18 protein-coding genes are annotated in these 19,796 nt (G+C 67.4%); 1 reads left to right on the forward strand and 17 read right to left on the reverse strand.

Going from position 1 to position 19,796, the window contains the following annotated elements; translation table 11 throughout:
- Window positions 1-112 precede the first annotated feature (112 nt).
- Entirely contained in the window at window positions 113-1,180 is a 1,068-nt protein-coding gene (locus Sj15T_RS17445) for a cellulase family glycosylhydrolase (RefSeq protein ID WP_007684472.1), read from the reverse strand.
- A gap of 234 nt (window positions 1,181-1,414) precedes the next feature.
- Window positions 1,415-3,649 carry a sugar nucleotide-binding protein gene (locus tag Sj15T_RS17450; RefSeq protein ID WP_013053619.1) on the reverse strand — a complete coding sequence of 745 codons (2,235 nt, stop codon included), beginning with the start codon at window positions 3,647-3,649 and terminating at the stop codon, window positions 1,415-1,417.
- Window positions 3,650-3,953: 304 nt separating this feature from the next.
- Between Sj15T_RS17450 and glf the strand changes: the two genes are divergently transcribed.
- Complete coding sequence (gene glf, locus Sj15T_RS17455) at window positions 3,954-6,200, forward strand: UDP-galactopyranose mutase (protein WP_013053620.1); 2,247 nt, start codon at window positions 3,954-3,956, stop codon at window positions 6,198-6,200.
- A 121-nt stretch (window positions 6,201-6,321) separates the two neighbouring features.
- Here the strand turns inward: glf and Sj15T_RS17460 are convergent, their stop codons facing one another.
- From Sj15T_RS17460 to Sj15T_RS17530, 15 genes are all read right to left on the reverse strand, one after another.
- Window positions 6,322-6,855, reverse strand: coding sequence for a hemerythrin domain-containing protein (locus tag Sj15T_RS17460; protein ID WP_013053621.1), 534 nt, complete (start codon window positions 6,853-6,855; stop codon window positions 6,322-6,324).
- 115 nt (window positions 6,856-6,970) lie between these two features.
- Entirely contained in the window at window positions 6,971-7,393 is a 423-nt protein-coding gene (locus tag Sj15T_RS17465) for a TadE/TadG family type IV pilus assembly protein (RefSeq protein WP_013053622.1), read from the reverse strand.
- Window positions 7,394-7,398: 5 nt separating this feature from the next.
- On the reverse strand, window positions 7,399-7,581 hold the full coding sequence (locus Sj15T_RS17470) for a Flp family type IVb pilin (protein ID WP_007684467.1): 183 nt from the start codon (window positions 7,579-7,581) through the stop codon (window positions 7,399-7,401).
- A gap of 73 nt (window positions 7,582-7,654) precedes the next feature.
- Entirely contained in the window at window positions 7,655-9,430 is a 1,776-nt protein-coding gene (locus tag Sj15T_RS17475) for a pilus assembly protein TadG-related protein (protein ID WP_338756239.1), read from the reverse strand.
- A 17-nt stretch (window positions 9,431-9,447) separates the two neighbouring features.
- Window positions 9,448-9,645, reverse strand: a complete 198-nt coding sequence (locus tag Sj15T_RS17480; RefSeq protein ID WP_013053624.1) for a hypothetical protein — start codon at window positions 9,643-9,645, stop codon at window positions 9,448-9,450.
- Between the two features lies 1 nt (window position 9,646).
- The gene (locus Sj15T_RS17485) at window positions 9,647-10,249 is read right to left on the reverse strand and encodes a tetratricopeptide repeat protein (protein ID WP_041386785.1); all 603 of its coding nucleotides are present in this window, start codon (window positions 10,247-10,249) and stop codon (window positions 9,647-9,649) included.
- Window positions 10,250-10,257: 8 nt separating this feature from the next.
- Window positions 10,258-11,121 carry a type II secretion system F family protein gene (locus tag Sj15T_RS17490; RefSeq protein WP_013053626.1) on the reverse strand — a complete coding sequence of 288 codons (864 nt, stop codon included), beginning with the start codon at window positions 11,119-11,121 and terminating at the stop codon, window positions 10,258-10,260.
- Window positions 11,121-12,014, reverse strand: a complete 894-nt coding sequence (locus Sj15T_RS17495; protein WP_013053627.1) for a type II secretion system F family protein — start codon at window positions 12,012-12,014, stop codon at window positions 11,121-11,123. Before Sj15T_RS17495 ends, Sj15T_RS17490 begins: the two co-directional genes overlap by 1 nt.
- A complete protein-coding gene (locus tag Sj15T_RS17500) occupies window positions 12,008-13,336 on the reverse strand; it encodes a CpaF family protein (RefSeq protein WP_013053628.1) in 1,329 nt (442 codons plus the stop codon). The genes Sj15T_RS17495 and Sj15T_RS17500 overlap by 7 nt, the downstream gene beginning before the upstream one ends.
- Window positions 13,333-14,484, reverse strand: coding sequence for a histidine kinase (locus Sj15T_RS17505; protein ID WP_013053629.1), 1,152 nt, complete (start codon window positions 14,482-14,484; stop codon window positions 13,333-13,335). Before Sj15T_RS17505 ends, Sj15T_RS17500 begins: the two co-directional genes overlap by 4 nt.
- Window positions 14,485-14,486: 2 nt before the next feature.
- Window positions 14,487-15,629: a pilus assembly protein N-terminal domain-containing protein gene (locus Sj15T_RS17510; RefSeq protein WP_253720740.1), complete on the reverse strand. Its 1,143-nt coding sequence runs from the start codon at window positions 15,627-15,629 to the stop codon at window positions 14,487-14,489.
- 50 nt (window positions 15,630-15,679) lie between these two features.
- Window positions 15,680-16,588 (reverse strand): Flp pilus assembly protein CpaB, encoded by a 909-nt coding sequence (cpaB, locus tag Sj15T_RS17515; protein WP_013053631.1) that lies wholly within the window; start codon window positions 16,586-16,588, stop codon window positions 15,680-15,682.
- A 303-nt stretch (window positions 16,589-16,891) separates the two neighbouring features.
- Window positions 16,892-17,932 carry a 4-hydroxyphenylpyruvate dioxygenase gene (gene hppD, locus Sj15T_RS17520; protein ID WP_013053632.1) on the reverse strand — a complete coding sequence of 347 codons (1,041 nt, stop codon included), beginning with the start codon at window positions 17,930-17,932 and terminating at the stop codon, window positions 16,892-16,894.
- A gap of 37 nt (window positions 17,933-17,969) precedes the next feature.
- Window positions 17,970-18,833 (reverse strand): phenylalanine 4-monooxygenase, encoded by an 864-nt coding sequence (gene phhA / locus Sj15T_RS17525; protein ID WP_013053633.1) that lies wholly within the window; start codon window positions 18,831-18,833, stop codon window positions 17,970-17,972.
- Window positions 18,834-18,936: 103 nt separating this feature from the next.
- Window positions 18,937-19,782 (reverse strand): oxygenase MpaB family protein, encoded by an 846-nt coding sequence (locus tag Sj15T_RS17530; RefSeq protein WP_041386876.1) that lies wholly within the window; start codon window positions 19,780-19,782, stop codon window positions 18,937-18,939.
- Window positions 19,783-19,796 lie beyond the last annotated feature (14 nt).

Consider the following 19,796-nt stretch of genomic DNA (forward strand, 5'->3'; position numbering starts at 1 on the left):
TGACCTGTTCCTGCCCGCGCAGGAACAGGTTGCGCTTCGATGACGTCCCGTCGCGGGAAACACTTTGCCTCGGCGCGAGGCAGCATCGCCCCTCCGCCCGGAGAAAATCCGTTCAGGCGGTCATTTCGTCCAGCCGGTTGATGAGCCGCAGGAAGGCCACTTCGCTTTCGTCATGCGGGGTGCCGTCCGCATCGAAAATATCGTGGAACCATTTTTCCTTCAGCCCCTCCAGATTGGGGTTTTCCCATTTGTCCCATGGCAGGTGGGTCTGCGTCTTCCCCTTCACCAGGCCCCAGCAGAAGGTGCCGACCTGCTCCTCCTTCGCGATGGGCAGGATCGCCTGGAAGGTGCTGCCCGCCGGGCGCGCCATATATTCGGTGCAGAGCAGCGGACGGCCCATGGTCTTCAGCCATTTGACGCGCTGGGCGAAATCCTCCGCAATGCCGTAATTGTGGAAGGAGATGACGTCGGAATGCGACGTCTGCGCCTGCTGGATCGGACTGAGCAGGTCGGGCGCCGACCAGTCGCCCAGCCAGATGCCGCTGGTCAGCGGCTGCATCGGCTGCATGGCCCGCGCCCAGCCGAACGCCTCGACCAGCAGCGGCACGACCAGATCAGCCTTCGCCTTGAGCGCCGCCGGGTCGCACAGCGCGACCTCCGGCCCATTGTCGGGCTCGTTCCAGATGTCCCAGGCCAGCACGCGCCGGTCCTGTCCGAAGCGGCCGACCACGCCCCGCACATAATCCTCCAGCCGCGCATGCTCGTCCGGATTCCGGAGCACGGCGACGCCTGGAGACTGGACCCAGCCGCTATTGTGAACCCCCTCGCGCGGCTGGGGCTGTGGCCCCAGCGCCGGTTCGGGATGCCAGCAGGAATCGAACAGCACCAGCATGGTGCGGATGCCATGACGGTCCGCCACCGCGAGGAAGGCGTCGATGCGCGCCAGGAAGGCCGCGGCGTCGTCCAGCCACAGCAGGTCGTGCAGATAGACCCTGACGCTGTTCATCCCCACCGAGGCCGCCAGTTCCAGCTCGCGGTCGATGGTGGCAAGGTCGAAGCTGCCCGCCTGCCACATTTCCAGTTGATTGATGGCGTTGGAGGGCGTGAAATTGCACCCGACCAGCCATGGTTGCCGCGCGAACCAGCGATGCGCCGCTTCCGGCGTCCAACGATTGCCCATATGCCCGCTCAAGACCCGCTTCTATTGCCGCCCTGAAGGCGGCCATTAACATCGCTCAGCTATAGGGCAAGAAGATTAATATGATCTGAGTAAGAGGAAATTTCGATCTTTTGAGAAGATATTATAGCACTTCTTCATTACACTTACGTTATAGTACGCCAATCCGCCCTTTGGTTATGAAGTCGAAATAAATGCCACGGCGAAACGAGCATAATCGCCAGGCCGGACATGGTCTTATGCCGCCTGCCGGATCATCTCCCCTGGCAGATGCGCCGCGAAATGATCGATGGCCATGGCAAGCGAATGCAGCGGCGCCCCCCGGCGGCTGGCCAGCGCGGCATTGGCGGGCCGCTCCGCCGTCCAGCCCAGCGTCCGGTGGGGAACGCCCCGGATGCGCGAGGGGTCGCAGCCGCAGCTCATCGCGATCCGGCGCGCGAAATCGGCCCAGGACAGCGCCTCGCCATTGGTCAGGTGCCATGGCCCGGCCTCGCCGTCGATCAGCAGGTCCAGCGACGTCGCGACCAGATGCGGCACATAGGTGGGCGTCACGATCAGGTCCTCCGCCGCCAATATGGTCTCCCCGCGCCTCAGCGACCGCACCACGGCGACCGCGAAATTATGATCGTCATGGGGCGAGAAGAAGGCGGCGGTGCGGATGATCAGGTGGCGACCGGACGGGTGAGGGGCGCCCAGCGCGGCGATCCCTTCTTCCATCTCCGCCTTGCTGAGGCCATAGCAGTTGCGCGGCGCGACCGGATCGTCCTCGACATAGGGCGCGCCCTTCTTCCCGTCGAAGACGAGATCGCTGGAGAAGGAAAGCGACGCGACGCCGCGATCCCCGCACGCCTTCGCCAGCGCCACGGCTCCCCGCGCATTGGCGCTCAGGCAGGCGTCCCGCGCCGTTTCCGCCTCATCCACCCGGACCCAGCCGGCGGCGTTGACGACCGCCCAGGGCGCGATGCGGTCGAGCGCGGCGGCGACCGTCTCCGGCGCCGTCAGGTCCAGTTCCGCCCGCGATGTCAGGATGAAGGGAATGTTCCGCAGCGCGCAGGCCCGCGCCATCGCCCGGCCCAACGTTCCCGTCGCGCCGCATATCAGCAGCGGGCGGACCGAAGAGAGATGGTCCGAACAAGGACGGGCCGCAGAGTTATGCGAACGCCCGGCCAGATGCGCCTTCATCGATGCGGGGCGGGCGACCCCCGGATGGACGATCCGCACGGGGCGCTGCCACCAGCCCGCGCCATCCGCCAGCATCGGGCGCTCACCCCCGCGGGCCAGCGCCTGCGCCAGCGGCAGCAGCGCCGTGGCGCGCGGCGTTCCGCTGCTGACGTCCCACAGCCCCGGCTCATAATGACCCGGCTGCGTCAGCAGGCTGTTCCACCCCGAACTGCCCAGCAGCGACCAGAGGGTGACGGCCTCGACCTTTATCCCCTCGGCGCACAATCGGCTCGCGACGTCCCAGGCCTGCGCGATCCAGCGCAACTGCTCCTCCCGCGTGCAGCCATTATGGACCTCCGTGACGGCCAGCGGCCGGCCATAGCGGGTCCATGCCTCGCGCAGGGCGCCCTCCAGCCCCTGGGGCGGCGGCTCCAGCACGCGGATGGCCTCCACATCGGCATAGAGCTGCGTGTCGCTGCCGCCATGGCTATGCGCGGGATAGCGGTGGAGCCGGTGGTCGAGGAAGCGGTCGCTCGTCAGATAATGGTTGATGCCGATGATGTCCGGCGGACAGGGATCGTCGGCGATGGCGCGCAGCCTGTCCTGAAAGCCGAAGCCCGAAAGGCGCTCCCACAGCGGATGCTCGCGCGTCATCATGCCGCAGAGCAGATCCCAGCTCGCCCAGCGGCGCAGATTGTCGAACCCGGCCTGTTCGCGAAGGGATGCGGTGGCGTAGCTGCGGCCCAGATCGTCGGTCTGGATCAGCCGCGCGGCGGGATTGACCCGCCGGATCGCCTGCATCGACAGGCGAACGGCGTCGATCTGGTTCAGCAGCGCCAGCCAGAAGGACGGTTCGGACCGATGATGCGGATACCAATGGCCGTACAGGGCGGAAAAGCGGGCGGTGGTCAGCGGCTCGTTGACCGGCGTCCAGTCGGCGATCCACGGATAGCGCTCCGCCGCCGCCCCCGCATGACGCGCCAGCCCGGCTGCGAAACCCTCTTCCAGCAGGCCGCTATAGGCCGGGCCGCTGCCATGATGGACCAGCCCGGCGATGACGCGGATGTCAAGGTCGCGCAGCCGCCCCAGCCGTTCGTCGGTCCATTGCCAGTCGCGCTCGTCCGGATGGCGCGGGCTGACCCTCTCCCACAGGACGGGATAGCGGATCGCCCGGATGCCCAGCATCGCCAGCCGGTCCAGGTCTTCCGCCCGGTCCTGATGCCCGGTCGCCCGGACCTGGTCCTGGTAACGGTCGTGGACGCGGTTCACGGTGCATTCCAGACCACCCCATAGCTGCGGCTGCATGGTCATTCCGGTCCTCCGTTGCAATGGCGGGCGCGATGATCGGTCGATTATTTGGCTCGTTGAACTTCGATCAAGTGAAAAGCGGAGAATTGCGACGTCCCAGCAACCTGGATCAATAGAGGACAAGGAACGGACCGTTCGCCGTCGTGGTTTGACCAATGTTCACACCGCAGAAAGGTTGCGTAATATGGTCCAGACCCAGTCTTCCCCTTGGCATGAATCTGGATCAATTCCGTCGAACGGCGCGCATACCATTCTCTGCTTCAGTCATCTGCGGTGGAAATTCGTCTTTCAGCGTCCTCAGCATCTGATGAGTCGCTTCGCCGCCCAATCCCGCGTCCTCTTCTGGGAAGAACCCTGCCTTGTCGAAGGCCTGCCGGAGCCGGACCTGCATATCGACGTCTGCGCCACCAGCGGCGTCATCGTCATCACGCCGCAACTGCCGGCCGACGGCGCGCGGGAAGAGGATGGCGAGAATTCGAAGCGCCTGCTCGACCTGTTCCTGACGGGCGAATCCGGCCCGTTCGTGCGCTGGTACTACACCCCCATGATGCTGCCCTTTTCGGAACATGTCATGGCTGACTGCATCGTCTACGACTGCATGGACGAGCTGGCCAATTTCAAGGGCGCGCCGCCCGAACTGCTGCCGCTGGAACAGCGCCTGCTGTCCCAGGCCGACCTGGTGTTCACCGGCGGCTACAGCCTTTATGAGGCGAAGAAGGACCGGCATGGCCATGTCTATCCCTTTCCCTCCAGCGTCGATGCCGCGCATTTCGCCCAGGCCCGCTCTGCCCCGATCCGGCGTCCGGATGACGCCCGCCCGCGCCTGGGCTTTTACGGCGTCGTCGACGAGAGGATGGATGTCGAACTGCTGGCGGCGCTGGCCGATGCGCGCCCCGGCTGGGATCTGGAGATCGTCGGCCCGGTCGTGAAGATCGGCGAGGCGGACCTGCCGCGCCGGCCCAATCTCCATTTCCTGGGCGGCCGTTCCTATGACGACCTGCCCGGCTGCGTCGCGGACTGGGATGTGGCGCTGATGCCGTTCGCCATCAACGACGCGACGCGCTTCATCAGCCCGACAAAGACGCCCGAATATCTGGCGGCCGGAAAGCCGGTCGTGTCGACGCCCATCGCCGACGTCATCCGCCATTACGGACAGATCGAGGCGGTGCGGATCGCGGAGCGCGGCGACGCCTTCATCCGCGCCTGCGATGCGGCGCTGGCCCTTTCCCGCTCCGGCGGCGACTGGCTGGCGGAGGCGGACAAGGTGCTGGCCGGCATGTCCTGGGACAAGAGTTTCCAGCAGATGAGCCGCCTCATCAGGGAAGCGATCTCGCGCGGCGCCCATGCCCATCCCATCGTGTCGCCCACCAGTTGGAAAAGCGGCCCGTCGCGGCATTATGACGCGATGGTCGTCGGGGCGGGCTTCGCGGGCGCCGTCATGGCCGAAAGGCTGGCCGCCGACGGCGGCAGGAAGGTGCTGCTGGTCGACCGCCGCCCGCATGTCGGCGGCAATGCCTATGACGAGCTGGACGATGCCGGAGTCCTCATCCACCGCTATGGCCCGCACATCTTCCACACCAATTCGCAGGAGATATTCGACTATCTCTCCCGCTTCACCCGATGGCGGCCCTATGAACATCGCGTGCTGGCGGCGGTGGACGACCTGCTGGTGCCGATGCCGATCAACCGGACCACGCTCAACTTGCTCTATGGCCTGGACCTGGCGACGGAGGAGGATGCCGCCGCCTTCCTCGCTGCGCAGGCGGAGCCGGTGTCGGTCGTCCGCACTTCGGAAGATGTGGTGATCTCGGCCGTGGGACGGGAACTCTATGAAAAGTTCTTCCAGGGCTATACGCGCAAGCAATGGGGTCTCGATCCGTCGGAACTGGACAAGGCGGTGACCTCGCGCGTGCCGACGCGCACCAGCAAAGACGATCGCTATTTCACCGACAGGTTCCAGGCAATGCCGCTCGAAGGCTATACGCGCATGTTCGAGCGGATGCTGGACCATCCCAATATCGACATATTGCTGGGGGTCGACTATTGCGAGGCGCGCGACGCCTATCCGCACGATCATCTGGTGTTCACCGGCCCGATCGACGAATATTTCGGCTATCGCTATGGCAAGCTGCCTTACCGCTCGCTTAGGTTCCGGCATGTCAGCCTGGATGTCGACCGATACCAGCCGGTGGCGGTCGTGAACTATCCGTCCCCCGACGTGCCGCACACCCGGATCACCGAATATAAGCACCTGACCGGGCAGCAGGTGCCGGGGACCAGCATCACCTATGAATTCCCGGCGGCGGAGGGCGACCCCTATTATCCGATCCCCCGGCCGGAAAACCAGCAACTCTTCAAACGCTATGAAGCGCTGGCGATGGCGCAGACCGACGTCACCTTCGTCGGGCGGCTCGCCACCTACCGCTATTACAACATGGACCAAGTGGTGGGACAGGCGCTGGCGACCTATCGCCGGATGACGAAGACCCCCGCCATCCGCACCGTGCCCGCCCACCTCGCCGCCGCCGCGCAGCCCCGCCCTTCGGCGGGGTGACTCACCAAGCTGGAAAGGATCGACATTGAAGCGGCCGATCCGATGTAGTCGGATCGGCCGCTTCAGGCCTTTGTTTTACCGCCTTTTCCGAGCCAGCCGATGATCCTATCGGCTTGGAAACCTAAAGCCCGCTGTCGTAACGCGCCATCTCCTCCTGATAGCGCGCGGTCATCCGTTCCTGATCCGCCGGCGGGATTTCCTCCTTCAGGTGAAGGAAGCGGTCATTTTCCTCTTCATAGACATGATGGGCGACCGCGCCCTTGATATGCTCCAGCTTTTCGCCCCAATCGTCGCTCAGCGGATCGAGCGCTTCCAGCAGGGCGAGCTGGACCTTGGCGGCCTGCTGCTCCTCATAGGCCATCGCCATATGCGTCTTATGGTCGTGCGAAAGCTGCGGGTAGATGACCGCTTCCTCCGCGCTGGAATGGGCCGTCAGCAGCGCGGCGAGCTTTCGCTGGGCGCGCGTGCGGCTGGACGCGTCCATCGCCGCCTCCGCCTCGCTGAAGGCCATTTCGATCTGCTGGTGATGCTGGAGGATCTGGTCGAGCCAGTCTCCCGCCCCGGCCGCCGCCCGCGCCTTCTCTCTTGCGCGGGCGCGGTCCTCTTCCGATTCCGGCGGCGTGACGGCTGCGACGAACCTGTCGATGACGGACATGGGATTCTCCTCTGCTCATGGGCGTGACTCCCATGCAAGCGCGGCACCGCGCTTCCGGTTCCTGAACGGCGGACCAAAGCGGAAGGCCGCTAACACAGGTTTAGGGGCGTCCCCTTCAATAGCTGCCGTTCGTGACGACGATGCTGGCGCTGACCGTGGGGGAGGGCATGGGGATGAAGGTCGCGTAACGCATCATCGGACTGCCGCTCATGTCATAGCTGACCCGCACCCGGAACGTCCCGGTCGCATCAGGCCCCGCCGTGACCATCGGCCCGCCGCCCGCCGCCAGCAACGCGCCATATCCGTCGACCACCGCCCGCGCCCGGCTTTGCGCCAGCGCCGTGCGTTCCGTGGTGGAAAGCCCCGCCACGGCGGCGCGAGCGCCCTCGACCGCGGCATGGCGCACGCCCATCAGCGCGGCGAAGTAGAAGGAATAGAGCACGACCGCGAAGACCAGCATCAGCAGCGCAGGCGCCAGCAGCGCGAATTCCAGCGCCGCCAGCCCCCGCTCGCATGTCCGCAGCCGCAGCGCCGGCATCGCGATCAGCCCGGATTGACGCTGTTGAACATCGTCGTGAAGGCGGTGCCGAGCTGCGTGCGGAAATTGGCGCCGACCGCGACGATGGCGGCGACCACCACCGCGCCCAGCACGGCATATTCCACAGCCGTCAGGCCTTTTTCATCCCGCGCCAGTTTCGCGATCAGCGAACCTAAAAACTTGTTCATCCTTGTCCTCCAATCCCCTCTGCAAAAGACCAACGGCGCACGATGAGGGGGGACCGCGCGCCGCCGTGAAAACTCACACCAGCACCGGCACCCCGCAGCGCGCGCCTGTCGCCCAGAGCGTCGCATGGCCAAGCTGGACGCCCAGCGCGGCGAGCAGGTCGGTGACCAGCGGATCGATGGTGGTGCCGACCAGCCCGGCAATCGGATTGACCACCGCGCTCGACAATTGCGACCGGGCGAGCGCCCTGGTCGCGTCGCAGACGATCGGCAGGCATGATCCCAGCAACGTCACCTGCAACCCGTCCTGTCCGCCCAGGCTGCCCACCAGCGATGTCAGCAGCGGCCCGACCTGCGCCCCATTGCCGATGCTGGCGGGCGTGCCGGGCGATCCGGGACGGCCTATGCTGCCCTGCCCGCCGGGGCCGAAGACGAGGGCGCCGCTCGCGCCCATGACCGGCTGCGCCACCGCGCGGCTGTCCACCGTGACGACGCCCAGCACATTGACGATCCGGACCGAACGCACGTCGGCGGCGGACAGGGGCGGCATCGGCCGCGTCATGGCGCCGGCGGGCAAGGCGCCGATATAGGCGTTGACGAGACCGCTGCCGGCCTGCACCGTCACCCGCGTGTCGCGCGCCTGTTCCGCCGTGTCGGGGCAATCGATGGCGCTGACCTGCCCCTGCGCCGCCGCAATGTCGATCGTGACCGGCAGTTTGACGACGATCAGCGGAACGCCCAGCAGGCTGACGTTCCTGATCCCGACATCCAGTTGCAGCCGCAAGGCGGACGTGGAAACGCTGGTCTCCCCCGCCGGACCGAAGGAGAAGCGGGGCCGGTCCATCGGCCCGGTCGCCATCGCCGCCAGCAGGACGCTGCTGCCCGGCGCCACGGCGCCGATCGCGTCCGACAGGTCGACCGCGCCATTGCCGGCCTGCACGGCGTAGGAAAAGAGCTGATAGGCATTGATCCCGGCGCGCAGGGCCGGTTTCTCGTCCGCCCCGCCGACCGGCATGTTCTTCCACACGCCAAGGCCGAACAGGCCGTTGAGTGGCACCGCATGACCATTGCCGACCTGCCCGGCGAGCAGGCTCAGGGTCGCGGCGGTCGCGCTGTCGTCGGCCGCGCTGGCGGCGGCGGCGAGCAAGTCCCGAAGCCCCACGGTGCGGGCGGTGAGCGCACCATAGGTGCCGCTCTCCCCGACCCGCTGCGCCAGCGCATCGAAGAACAGGCCGGCATCGACATTGCTCGCCATCAGCGCCTCGACATCGGCGGCGGAGAGGCGCAGCTCGATGCCCAGCAGTGCGCCCAGCAGGTCGTTGACGCTGTTCACCAGCGCATTTGTGACGGTCAGCACGCCGGAACTGATGCCGATCCCCGCCTCGTCGATGCGGGCCGCCGTGGCGCTGGCCGACAGGTCGGGCAGGGGATTGGCCGGACCCAGCACGCGCATCAGGAACTGGCGCGCCGGCTTCCCGGTGCGGATGCGCACGGCATTGACCCGCCCATTGCCGGGACAAAGCGCCATGCTGGCGTCGAAGCGCTGCGCGGCGCCCAACCCCGCATCGGCGCAATAGCGGCCCAGTTCGACCGATCGGAGAATAGCCGGATCATATCCGTTGCGGCTCAGGCTGTCCCGCGCCCGCGCGGCCGCCTGAGCCGGATTCTGCGCGGCGGCCAGCGCGGCCGCATCGGTCGCCGCCCGCAGATTGCGCTGGCCGACATAATAAAGCCCGCCATCCAGCGCGAATCCCGCCGCGCCGATCAACACCGCCCCCAATGCCGCGAACATCGGCGCGACTGCGGCGGATCGGTCGCCAAGCAGCGGGCGAAGCCAGGCCCGACGAAACACGGGGCGCCTCGATCGGATCATCGCGCCCCATCCACCGCCCGCTCGACCCGCCGGCCGATGGACTCCAGATAGCGCTGCCGGATGACCGCGGCCTCCTCCGCCGACAGTTCGGCATCCTCGCGCACCGGGGCCTTCAACTGTGCCTCCACCACCCGCCGCGCTTCGCCCACCGGCACCGGCGCGGGCGCAGCCGCCATCAGCAACAGCACTACCATCTCAGCCTCCCTTGCCGATCCGCGCCGCTTCCGCCGCCAGCTTCTGCCGCAGCGCCCCGTCTCCCGCCCGGCGCAACCCGGCCTCCGCCTCGTCGCGCCGCCCGCCCATGATCAGCGCCAGCAGCAGGTTGTTGCGCACCACCGCCAGTTGCGGCGCCAGATCGCTAGCCCCGCGCAACGCCTCTATCGCCGCGCCGATCCGCCCGGCTCGCAACAGCGCATAGCCCAGCGCATTGCGCGGCAGCGGATCGGCCGGGCTCGCCCGGCTCGCCCGCTCGTAACAGGCGGCCGCCTCGTCCCATCGCCCCCGCGCCGCCAGCAGATGCCCGCGCACCGCGCTGACCCCGCCGCTCGCCGTTTCGGGCGGCAGGGCCACCGCTTCCGCCGCGTCGATCTGCTTGAGGTCGAGCAGGCTGTTGACCCGCAACAGCCGCGCCTCGGCATCGCCGGGATAGCGCCGTTCGAAATCGTCGAGATAGGCCAGCGCCGCCCGTGGCCGCCCATCGGCCCGCGCCTGGTGGATGAGTTGCAGATACAGCCCGCGCGTGTCCGGCGCTTCCTCCGCTTGCCCCGGCGCGGCCGCGATCAGCATCGCCGCCAGCATCAACCGCCTCATTGCGACACCCCCCGCAAAGTATCGAAGATCGCCACCACCGGCGGCCCGCCCAGCACCACGAACAGGGCGGGCATGAAGAACAGGATCATCAGCACAACCATGCGCACGGTGATGCCGCCCATCGCCTCCCGCGCATTGGCGACGCGGCGCTGGGTGAACTCCCGCACGAATTCGCGCAGGGCAGGGGCCAGCTCGACCCCCTGGAACAGCGCCTGGCGGAACAGCGCCGCCAGTTCCTTCGCCCCGTTCACCGCCACCCGCGCCGCCCAGCGGTCCAGCGCCTGCTCATAGCGCATGCCCCGGTCGAGATCGGCGACCAGCATCGCGATCAGCCGCGCATGATGCGGCACCGCAATGGCCTCGTCCCGCGCAATCGAGCGGAAGCACTGGTCGAGCGAGATGCCGCTTTCCAGCATCATCAGCATCAGGTCCAGCAGGAAGGGAAATTCCGCCATGATCGCCCGCGCCCGCCGCGCCGCGAGCAGATGGATCGCCTGCTTCGCCCCGACATAGGTCAGGCCCGTGACGATGACGACCAACAAGGGCTGGGCAAGGAATCCGCCCCAGCCGATCCGCGAAACCAGCATCGCCGCCAGCCCCGCGCCGACGGTCGCCGCCATGCGCGCCCAGACGAACCTGTCCGCCGCCCGCGCATCCTGGAACCCCGCCAGCATCAGCTTGTCGGCAATTTCCGACCGATCCCGCCCCCGCGCCCCGAAGGCTGCGGGCAGGCGGAAGCCCGGCCGGTCGCCCGCCATGCCCAGCCGCGCCTCCAGCCGCCGGTCGGCCAGCAGCATCCGCATGCCCATCGCGGCGCAGGCGACGCCCAGCGCCGCGCAAAGGAGGAACAGCGCCCCCATCAGAAGGCCAGCCTCATCACCCGCCGCATCACCAGCATGCCCATGCCCTGCAAGACCAGCGCGACCACCGCCAGCCGATGCCCACGCGGATCGCGCAGGAAGAAGTCGATATAATCGGGGTTCATCGCCACCAGCACGGCCATCGCCACCAGCGGCATGACGATCAGCACCCGGCCGCTGATCTTCGCTTCGGAAATGGCGGCCTTCAGCTCGCGCTTGATGCGGATGCGCTCGCGCAGGATGTTCGCCAGGTTCAGCAGCACCGCCGAAATCGACCCGCCATAGCGCATGTTCGTGCGGATCGCGGCGGCCAGCATCGATATTTCAGGAACGCGCAGCCGCTCCGCCAGCACCTGCATCGCATCGGCCACCGGCGCGCCCAGCTCCAGCCGCCTTGCGACCGGCGCGATATAGCTCCGCACCACGGCGGGCGCGTCGGCCAGCGCCCGGTCCAGCGCCTGCGCCAGCGAATTGCCGACCGCCTGCATCTGCCGCACCGCGTCGATATAATAGGGCAGCGCCTCGATCAGCGCTTCCACGCGCCGCTGCGCCCGCCGCCGCACCCAGCCGATCAGCGCCACCGGCACGCCCGCCGCCACCGCCAGCGCCGCCACCGGCCCCGCCGCCAGCAGGGCGAACAGCGCGATCAGCAGCAGCCCGCCGCCGACCATGCCCAGCCCCCGCGCCGTCACGTCGATCTGCGCCTGCGCCAGCAGCGGCGCCATCCTGTCCGGCGCCGCCAGCACCGCCGGGCGCGGCATGGCCGCCGTCGGGGTCAGTCCCAGCCGCCGGTCGATCACCGCCCGCTCCCGCGCCTGATCGGCCAGCAACTGCCAGCCGATTCCCATCAGGATCATCAGCGACAGCATCATGAAGGCCGCCCCGCTCAGCACGGCCGATTGCCCCGATAATCGCGCAGCCGCCCCGCGAAAAAGGGCCGCGGCGACAACGTCTGAAACTCGCCAAGCCCCGACAGCGCAGGTTGCTCCTGAAAGGCGAACAGTTCGTTCAGCGAATAGGCCTCGCCCTCCAGCCCCGTCACCTCGCTGACCGACATCACCCGCCGGCTGCCGTTGGACAGCCGCTGCAACTGCACCACCACATGCACGCTGTTGGCGATGAAGCGCCGGATCGCCCGCACGTCGCTCTGCACCCCGGCAAAGCCCAGCAGCATCTCCAGCCGGGCAAAGGCGTCCCTCGGACTATTGCCGTGCAGCGTCGCCATCGACCCGTCATGCCCGGTCGACATGGCCTGCAACATCTCCACGGCCTCGACGCCGCGCACCTCGCCCAAAATGATCCGGTCCGGCCGCATCCGCAGCGCGTTGCGCACCAGTTCGCGGCTGCTCACCTCGCGGCTGCCGTCCACCGTCGGCGGCCGCGTTTCCAGCCGCACCACATGGCTCTGCCGCAACTGCAGTTCGGCGGCGTCCTCGATGGTGATCAGCCGCTCGCGATCCCCGATGAAGGTCGACAGCATGTTGAGCAGGGTCGTCTTGCCCGCACCCGTCCCGCCGCAGATCAGGATGTTCAGCCGCGACCGCACCGCCGCGCTCAGATAAGCCGCCATGTCCGCGCTCATCACCTGGCCGGCGACGCAGTCCTCGATGGTCATGCTCTGCAACCGGAATTTGCGGATAGAGAGCGTCGGCCCGTCCAGAGCCACCGGCGGAATGACGATATTCACCCGCGACCCGTCCGCCAGCCGCGCATCGACATAGGGGCTGGCCTCATCCACGCGCCGTCCGATAGGCCCCACGATCCGCTGGATGATGTTCATGAGGTGCGCGTCGTCGCGAAAGCGCGTCTCCACCTTCTCCAGCAATCCGCCCCGCTCGGCATAGACATGCCCCGGCCCGTTGACGATGATGTCGTCCACTCCCGGATCGCGCAGCAGCGGCGCCAGCGGCCCCATGCCCGCCACCTCATCCTCGACATCCTCGATCAGCAGCAGCCGCTCCGCGCTGTTCAGCGCCATCTGCCCACGGCGGCTGCGGCTGGAGATGACCTGCTCTATCTCCTCGCGCAGCGCCCTTGGCCCCAGCGTCTCCGCCGTCTCGCCCCGCGCCTCCAGCTGCTCGATCAACTGGGCGCAGGTCTGCGCCTTGGCGAGCTGATAGATGTCGCTCATCCGTTGCGCGGCGGGCTGGGCGACGGGCGTGATCCGCACCTCCCGCGCCGGAATGAAACCCTCTTCCCCGGTCAGCAGGCTCATGACGCACGCTGGACGACGCGCAGCATCGCCCCCCGCAGCCGGTCGATCCCGCCAGGCTTCGGCGCGATCCCGCAAAGCCGCCGGATCGCGGCCATATAGGCCCCGCCATCCGCCTCCATCGCCATCGGCCGCCCGGCGTTCAGCGCATTGCGCATCCGCGCCCGGTCGATGGGCAGCGCCAGCGCCGCGCCGACGCCCAGCGCATCCGCCATCCGCCGCCCATCCAGCAGCACGCCGGGCAGATGATCCCACACCAGCAGCCGCATCGCCTCTATCCGCTCGCGCTCCGTCCCGATCCTGTCCAGCAAGCGGCGGCACGCCTCGATCTCGCGAATGGTCTGGCCGCAGAGCAATTCCACCCGATCCGCCTCCGCCGCCACCTCGCGCAGCAGCCCGCCATGGCGCAGGCTGCCCGCATTCAGCACCACATGCCCGCAACAGCCCCGCAGCAGCCGGATCAGCGCGGCCAGGTCGACTGGCGTCAGTCCCGCCGGTTCGGCCCCGGTCCCGCCGTCGAAGGTCAGCAGCATCACACCGCTCGGTTCATGCCGCGCCACCGTGCTGGCCAGCAGGCTGGCGTCCAGCCGGTCCATGTCGCCGATAGCGGAGGCCAGCCCATAATCGACGACCAGGTCCAGATAGCTCGCGGCCGCGCTCGTCGGCAGGGTGCAGTCGATCAGCAACGTCGATCCCCGCGCCGTCGTGGCGACGGCCATATCGGTCGCCACCATCGCGCAGGCATCGCGGTCCGCGCCCAGCAGCAGCGTCAGCCGTCCCCGGCCGCCCCGGTCCGCGACCGCCTCGTTCAACAGCCGCGCCAATATGGGGGCGATCTCCCCGCGCTGCCCGTCGCGCGGAACGACGTCATGCACGCCGGCGCGAATGGCGCGCAGCAACGGCTCGGCCTCCATCTCGTCGGTCGCCAGCAGGACGGGCCGGCCGCCCGCGTCCGCCACCACGGCGCCGATCGCGACCGACAGGGCGCGCTCGGGCGGAATGGCGGCGCGGTCGATGACGATCAGCGCCAGCCCGTCCAGCGCCTCGCGCTCCACCGATTGCGCCAGTTCGACCGTGGCGCGGCCGCCCGCCGCTTCCTCGATGCGCTGCGCCAGCACCCGGTCGACCGACAGCAGAAGGATCTTCGCCATGCTCACCGCCGCACCACGCCGAAGGGCGCGCTGGACTGGTCCAGCCCGTCCGTGCCCAAAATCATGTCGCCTATGCCGGGGTCGATCCCCGCCGTCGCCGCGCCGGGCAAGGGCGGCACCTCCTCCGGCTTCATCGGCCCCACCAGCCGGGGCGTCGCGACGATGATCAGCTCCTGCTTCTCCTTCTGGTTCTGCTGCCGCTTGAAGAAGGCGCCCAGCACCGGAATATCGCCGAAAAGGGGCGTCTTCTCCTTCGTCACCGTCTGGCTGGAATAGCTAAGCCCCGCGATGACGAAGCTCTGCCCGCTGCCCAGTTCGACCGTCGTCTCCGCCGACCGCCGCCGCAGCCCCGGCACGACATAGCCCTGCAACTGCACGCCATTATTATAATCGAGTTCGCTGACCTCCGGCGCGATCTTCAGCACGATATGATCCTTCGACAACACGAAGGGCGTCACCGATAACCGCACGCCGAATTCCTTATACTGGATGGACAGAGTATTGCCTGATCCCGAAACCTGCGGCACCGGCACCGGAAACTCGCCCCCGGCCAGGAAACTCGCCTGCTCGCCGGATCGCACCAGCAAGGTCGGCTGCGCCAATAGCTGCGACAGCCCGTTGGAGGACAGCGCGCTCAACACCGCGCCGATCCCCCGATTGGGCGCGGAAAGGAACAGGTTGAAGGCGTTTTGGATCGGCGCGCTCGCCTCCAGCGCCAGCCCATCGGGATTGAAGGACGCGCTCCCCAGGCTGCTGGGCGAAACGATGGCCCCCTGAATATCGCCGCTGAGCTTGGAGAAGTTGAAGCCCAGCGCCTTGAGCGTCGTCGCGGAGACCGCCGCGAACTGCACGTCCACCGCCACCACCTGCTCGCCCGCCCTGACGATGGGCGCGCTCGCCGCCGCATCGGGCGCGACGCTGACCGGCTCCCGGGCCATCAGTCCGCCATCGCCGCCATAGACGCTGACGGTCGCCGCGCCTTCGCCAATCGCCGTCAGCCGCAGCGACCGGGCAGAAGGCGCGGCGATGGACAACACGCCCTCCCGGTCCACCTCGACCCGCCCGATGGCGCGGGGATAGGAAAGGGTGCGCTGCTCCTTCACCTGCAACGCCGTCTGCGCCACGGTGGCAAGGGGCAGGCCCATCGCGATCAGCCCCAATCCAAGACGCGCCCGCTGCCAACAGCCCGAAATCCTCACTTCGCGCCACTCCCCGAATAGATGGTTTCGCGCCGGCTCCCCACGACCAGTTCGATGGCATGGGGCGCAGGACGCGCCGTCGCGCGGGGCGCGGGAGCCGTCGCCACCGGCATCGGCGCGGGCGCCGCCACCGGCTCGACCCCCGCCGAAGCCGCCACGGCCACCGCGACCTGCGCGCTGTCCGCCGGATTGCGCAGCGACAAGGTCAGCGCCCCGATATTCTTCGCCAGCGACAGGATCGACACCTGCTCCGGCGTCAACGCCAGCGTCACTGTCCGCGCCGGCGGGGGAGGGGAGGAGAGCGCGCCTTCCACGCCGCCATTGGCTCCCGACGCCTGCTGCGTTCCCACCACCACCTCGCCCACGGCCAGCACCTGCACCATCTGGAGCAGGGCCTGCGCCCGGCTGCGTCCCGATCCGCGCGCCCCGCTGATCGCGTCGGCGCCGGGATAGACGACCTGCACGTCGACCCGGTCGCCCGGACGGATCAGGCCGGCGACGGCGATCTCCGCCGTGGTGTCGATGCTGATTGCGCGCATCCCCATCGGCACGCGGATGGCAAGCTTGCTCTCCATCCCCACCGCATCGCGGGCGATCAACGCATGCAGGCCTATGTCCCGCGTCGCGACCTTGCCCACCACCTCGGCGGATGTCGCCGCATAGGGATAGCGCGTCGGATCGCCCGGCGCGTTGCGGATCATGGCGGCCGTGATCGTCTCCCCCGTGCGGATCGCGCGGGCCGCCCGCACCAGCAGGACAGGCGCGGCCACCCTGACGGGCGCGGCCTGGCCCTGCACCGTCGCGGCGGAAGCGTTGCGCAATTCGCGGACGCCCAGCGCCAGAAAAGCCGAAGCGGAGGTCAGCCCGACGGCGATCGTCAGCTTGGCTTTCGAACCCAGACGCATTGCTTTCCCCCAACGGCGCTTTGCGTGAACGCAAAAGCGCTTCAACCGGGGGAATTCATAACCCTGGCGCTGTTGTCAGGGCATGAAAGAAGCAACCGTTACGGTGCAAAGCGCTTGCACTGGCAAATGGTGGCTTTGCGCAGGAACGCCAGATGTTTTCACCGATTTCGCTCACGCAAAAGCCGCTGGAAGCCACGATGATTGATCCAAATCGGCGACAATTACCGCGGCCTCCCTCCCCACGCTGCGCGCAAGGAGGGTCCAGCGTCCTTTCATGACCGTTCCCCGCCGGGCCTTGCCACCTCAGGCGTCGACCGAAATCACCCCGCGCCTGATCTGATCCAACTCGATGCTCTCGAACAAGGCCTGGAAATTTCCATTCCCGAAGCCCTCATTGCCCTTGCGCTGGATGATCTCGAAGAAGATCGGTCCAAACATGTTCTCGGTGAAGATTTGCAGCAGGATTCCCTCGCCATTCTCCACCGATCCGTCGATCAATATCCGGTTCCGGCGCAATCTCTCCAAATCTTCTCCATGCCCAGGCACCCGCTTGTCGACCAGTTCATAATAGGTCTCGATGGTGTCCTGCAACCGTACGCCCCGCGCCCGCAACTTCTCCACCGTCTCGTAGATATTGTCGGTGGTCAGCGCCAGATGCTGGATGCCCTCGCCATGATATTGGCGGATGAACTCCTCGATCTGGCTCTTGTCGTCCTGGCTTTCGTTCAGGGGGATGCGGATCGCCCTGTCGGGCGCGATCATCGCCTGGCTGAACAGCCCGGTCGCCTGCCCCTTGATGTCGAAATATTTTTGCTCCTCGAATCCGAACAGCGTCCGATAGAACTGGCTCCACACCCGCATCTGCCCGCGTCGGACATTATGCGTCAGATGGTCGAGCAGGTCCAAGCCGACATCGTTCTCCGCCGCCGCCTGCCGCCAGCCGGGAAACTCCGCCCAATCGGCATAAAGGTCTTCGCCGTCCTTGATGAAATAGAGATAGGAACCGCCGATCCCCTGGATGACGGTATCGTCCTCGTCCGTCGGCCTGGCGCCGTGCTCCAGCGCCCATTGCATCGCCGCCTCCGGATCGGCCACGCGAAAGGCCATGGCGCTCGCCGACGGGCCATGCTCGCCCCGGAAGGCCGCCACCCGCCCGGCATCGTCGCGGTTCAGCATCAGGTTGATGCGCCCCTGCTTGTAGCGGGTGATGTTCTTGGTCGGATGCCGGTGGCTGGCCACGAAGCCCAGTTGTTCGAACTGCCGCCCCATGGCTTCGGGATCCGGCGATGTGAATTCGACGAATTCGAAACCGTTTAGGCCCAGCGGATTGATGATGTCGGCCATGAAGCCAATCCTCTCGATTATGGTTGGGGTTACCGCGTCAGCATGGCATTTTGGCGCGGGCGTGATCCTGGCTGCCGCGATGATAGACGCGATCCTGCGCCAGCACCGCATCGGGCGCCACGTCGCTCTCCGTCTCCAATTCGCGATAGATCGGCCCGAAGTCCACATCGGACGTCTTGCGCAGAAGATCCTCGAAACTGTCGATGACGAAATAGCTCTGCTGATAATCGTCGATGCGATATTGGGTCCGCATCAACCGCTTCAGATCGAAACCGATCCGATTGGGCGAAGCATCCTCCAGCGCGAACACCGACTCGCCGAAGGACGAAACGATCCCCGCCCCGTAAAGCCGCAAGTCGTTGCCATGCCGCATCAGCCCGAATTCCACCGTATACCAGTAAAGCCGCGCCAGATGATCGATCGACCCCAGCCCGTCGGCGCGCAGCCCGCCCTCGCCATAGGCCTGCATATAATCGGCAAAGGCCGGATGGGTCAGCAAAGGCACATGCCCGAACACGTCGTGAAACACGTCCGGCTCCTGCAGATAGTCGATCTGTTCGGGCCTGCGGATGAACCGCCCCGCCACAAACCGCCGATTGGCGAGATGTTCGAAGAAAACCCGGTCCGGCACCAGTCCCGGCACCGCCACCACCTGCCAGCCCGTGCGCTTCATCAACCGTTCGGACAATTCGGCGAAGTCGGGAATCCCCGGCCGCGTCATCCGCAATATGTCCAGCCCCTCCAGGAATTCCGGCACCACCCGCCCCGGCAGCATCGCGGCCTGCCGTTCGAACAGCCGGTCCCACATGGCATGCTCGCCGGGCGTATAGGCAGACCAGTCCTGCGGAACCGTCCAGTCCGCAGCCGCGCCCTCGGGAGGTGTCATGTCCGCCTGTGCCATGTTCAGCCTTATCCCATGTTCCGACGGAAAAAGGGTTTCATTCTGACGCCCTTCATGGCCCCCAATGAAATGGGGTGGTCACATATCGGCGGATTATGAAATCTCATTTCTGCGCCTTGAACGCCCAGCGCATCGTCCCCGCCAGCGCGAAAGCCGCCGCCCGGACCAGCGGCCGCGCCACGACGGGCATGGAAAAGCCATGCATCCGCCGCGCCCATCCGGGCAGCAGCGCCACCGCCGCCTGCATCGTCATCGCTTGCGCGGGCATCAGCCCCAGCGAGGGCGCAGGCTGCCGCAGCACGATCCGCGCCACCTCCCGCGTCCGCTCCGTCACGGCCAGCTCGCCGCGAAAGCGCGCCATCAGCGCCATCGCCTCGGCCCGGCTCTCCGGCACCGGATCAGCCCCCAAAGCCCGCGCCACCAGCGCCGCCTCGGCAAAATAGCGGTCCTGCTCCGCCACCGGCATGAACGGCTCGCCATAGGCCATCCACGCGTCGAGAAAGCTCACCGCCTCGCAGACATGCACCCAGGCGAGCAGCCAGGGATCGCCCGCCGCATAGGCCGTCCCGTCCGCCAGCGTCCCGCGCACATGGTCATGCACCTGCCGCACCCGCGCGATCGCCGCCTCCGCCTCGGCCCGTTCGGCATAGGTGGTGACGGCGATGAACCGCGCCGTCCGCCGCAGCCGCCCCAGCATATCGTCCCGAAACCGGCTGTGGTCCCAGATTCCCGCCAAGGCCGCCGGATGCAGCATCTGGAGCAGCAATGCGCCGACCCCGCCGATCATCATGCTGGTGACGTCGCCATGCACGCGCCGGATCACCGACCCCGGCGGATAGAGCGCCCGGTCCGAAGCGACGACCGGCGCTTCTCCTCGGGCGCTGTCATGAAACACGCCCCGCACCTGGCGCACCAGCAACCGCCGCACCAGATGCGAAGGCCGTTCCACCGACACAAATCCTT

This window comes from Sphingobium sp. TA15 (genome assembly GCF_037101235.1).
GTDB lineage: Bacteria > Pseudomonadota > Alphaproteobacteria > Sphingomonadales > Sphingomonadaceae > Sphingobium > Sphingobium indicum.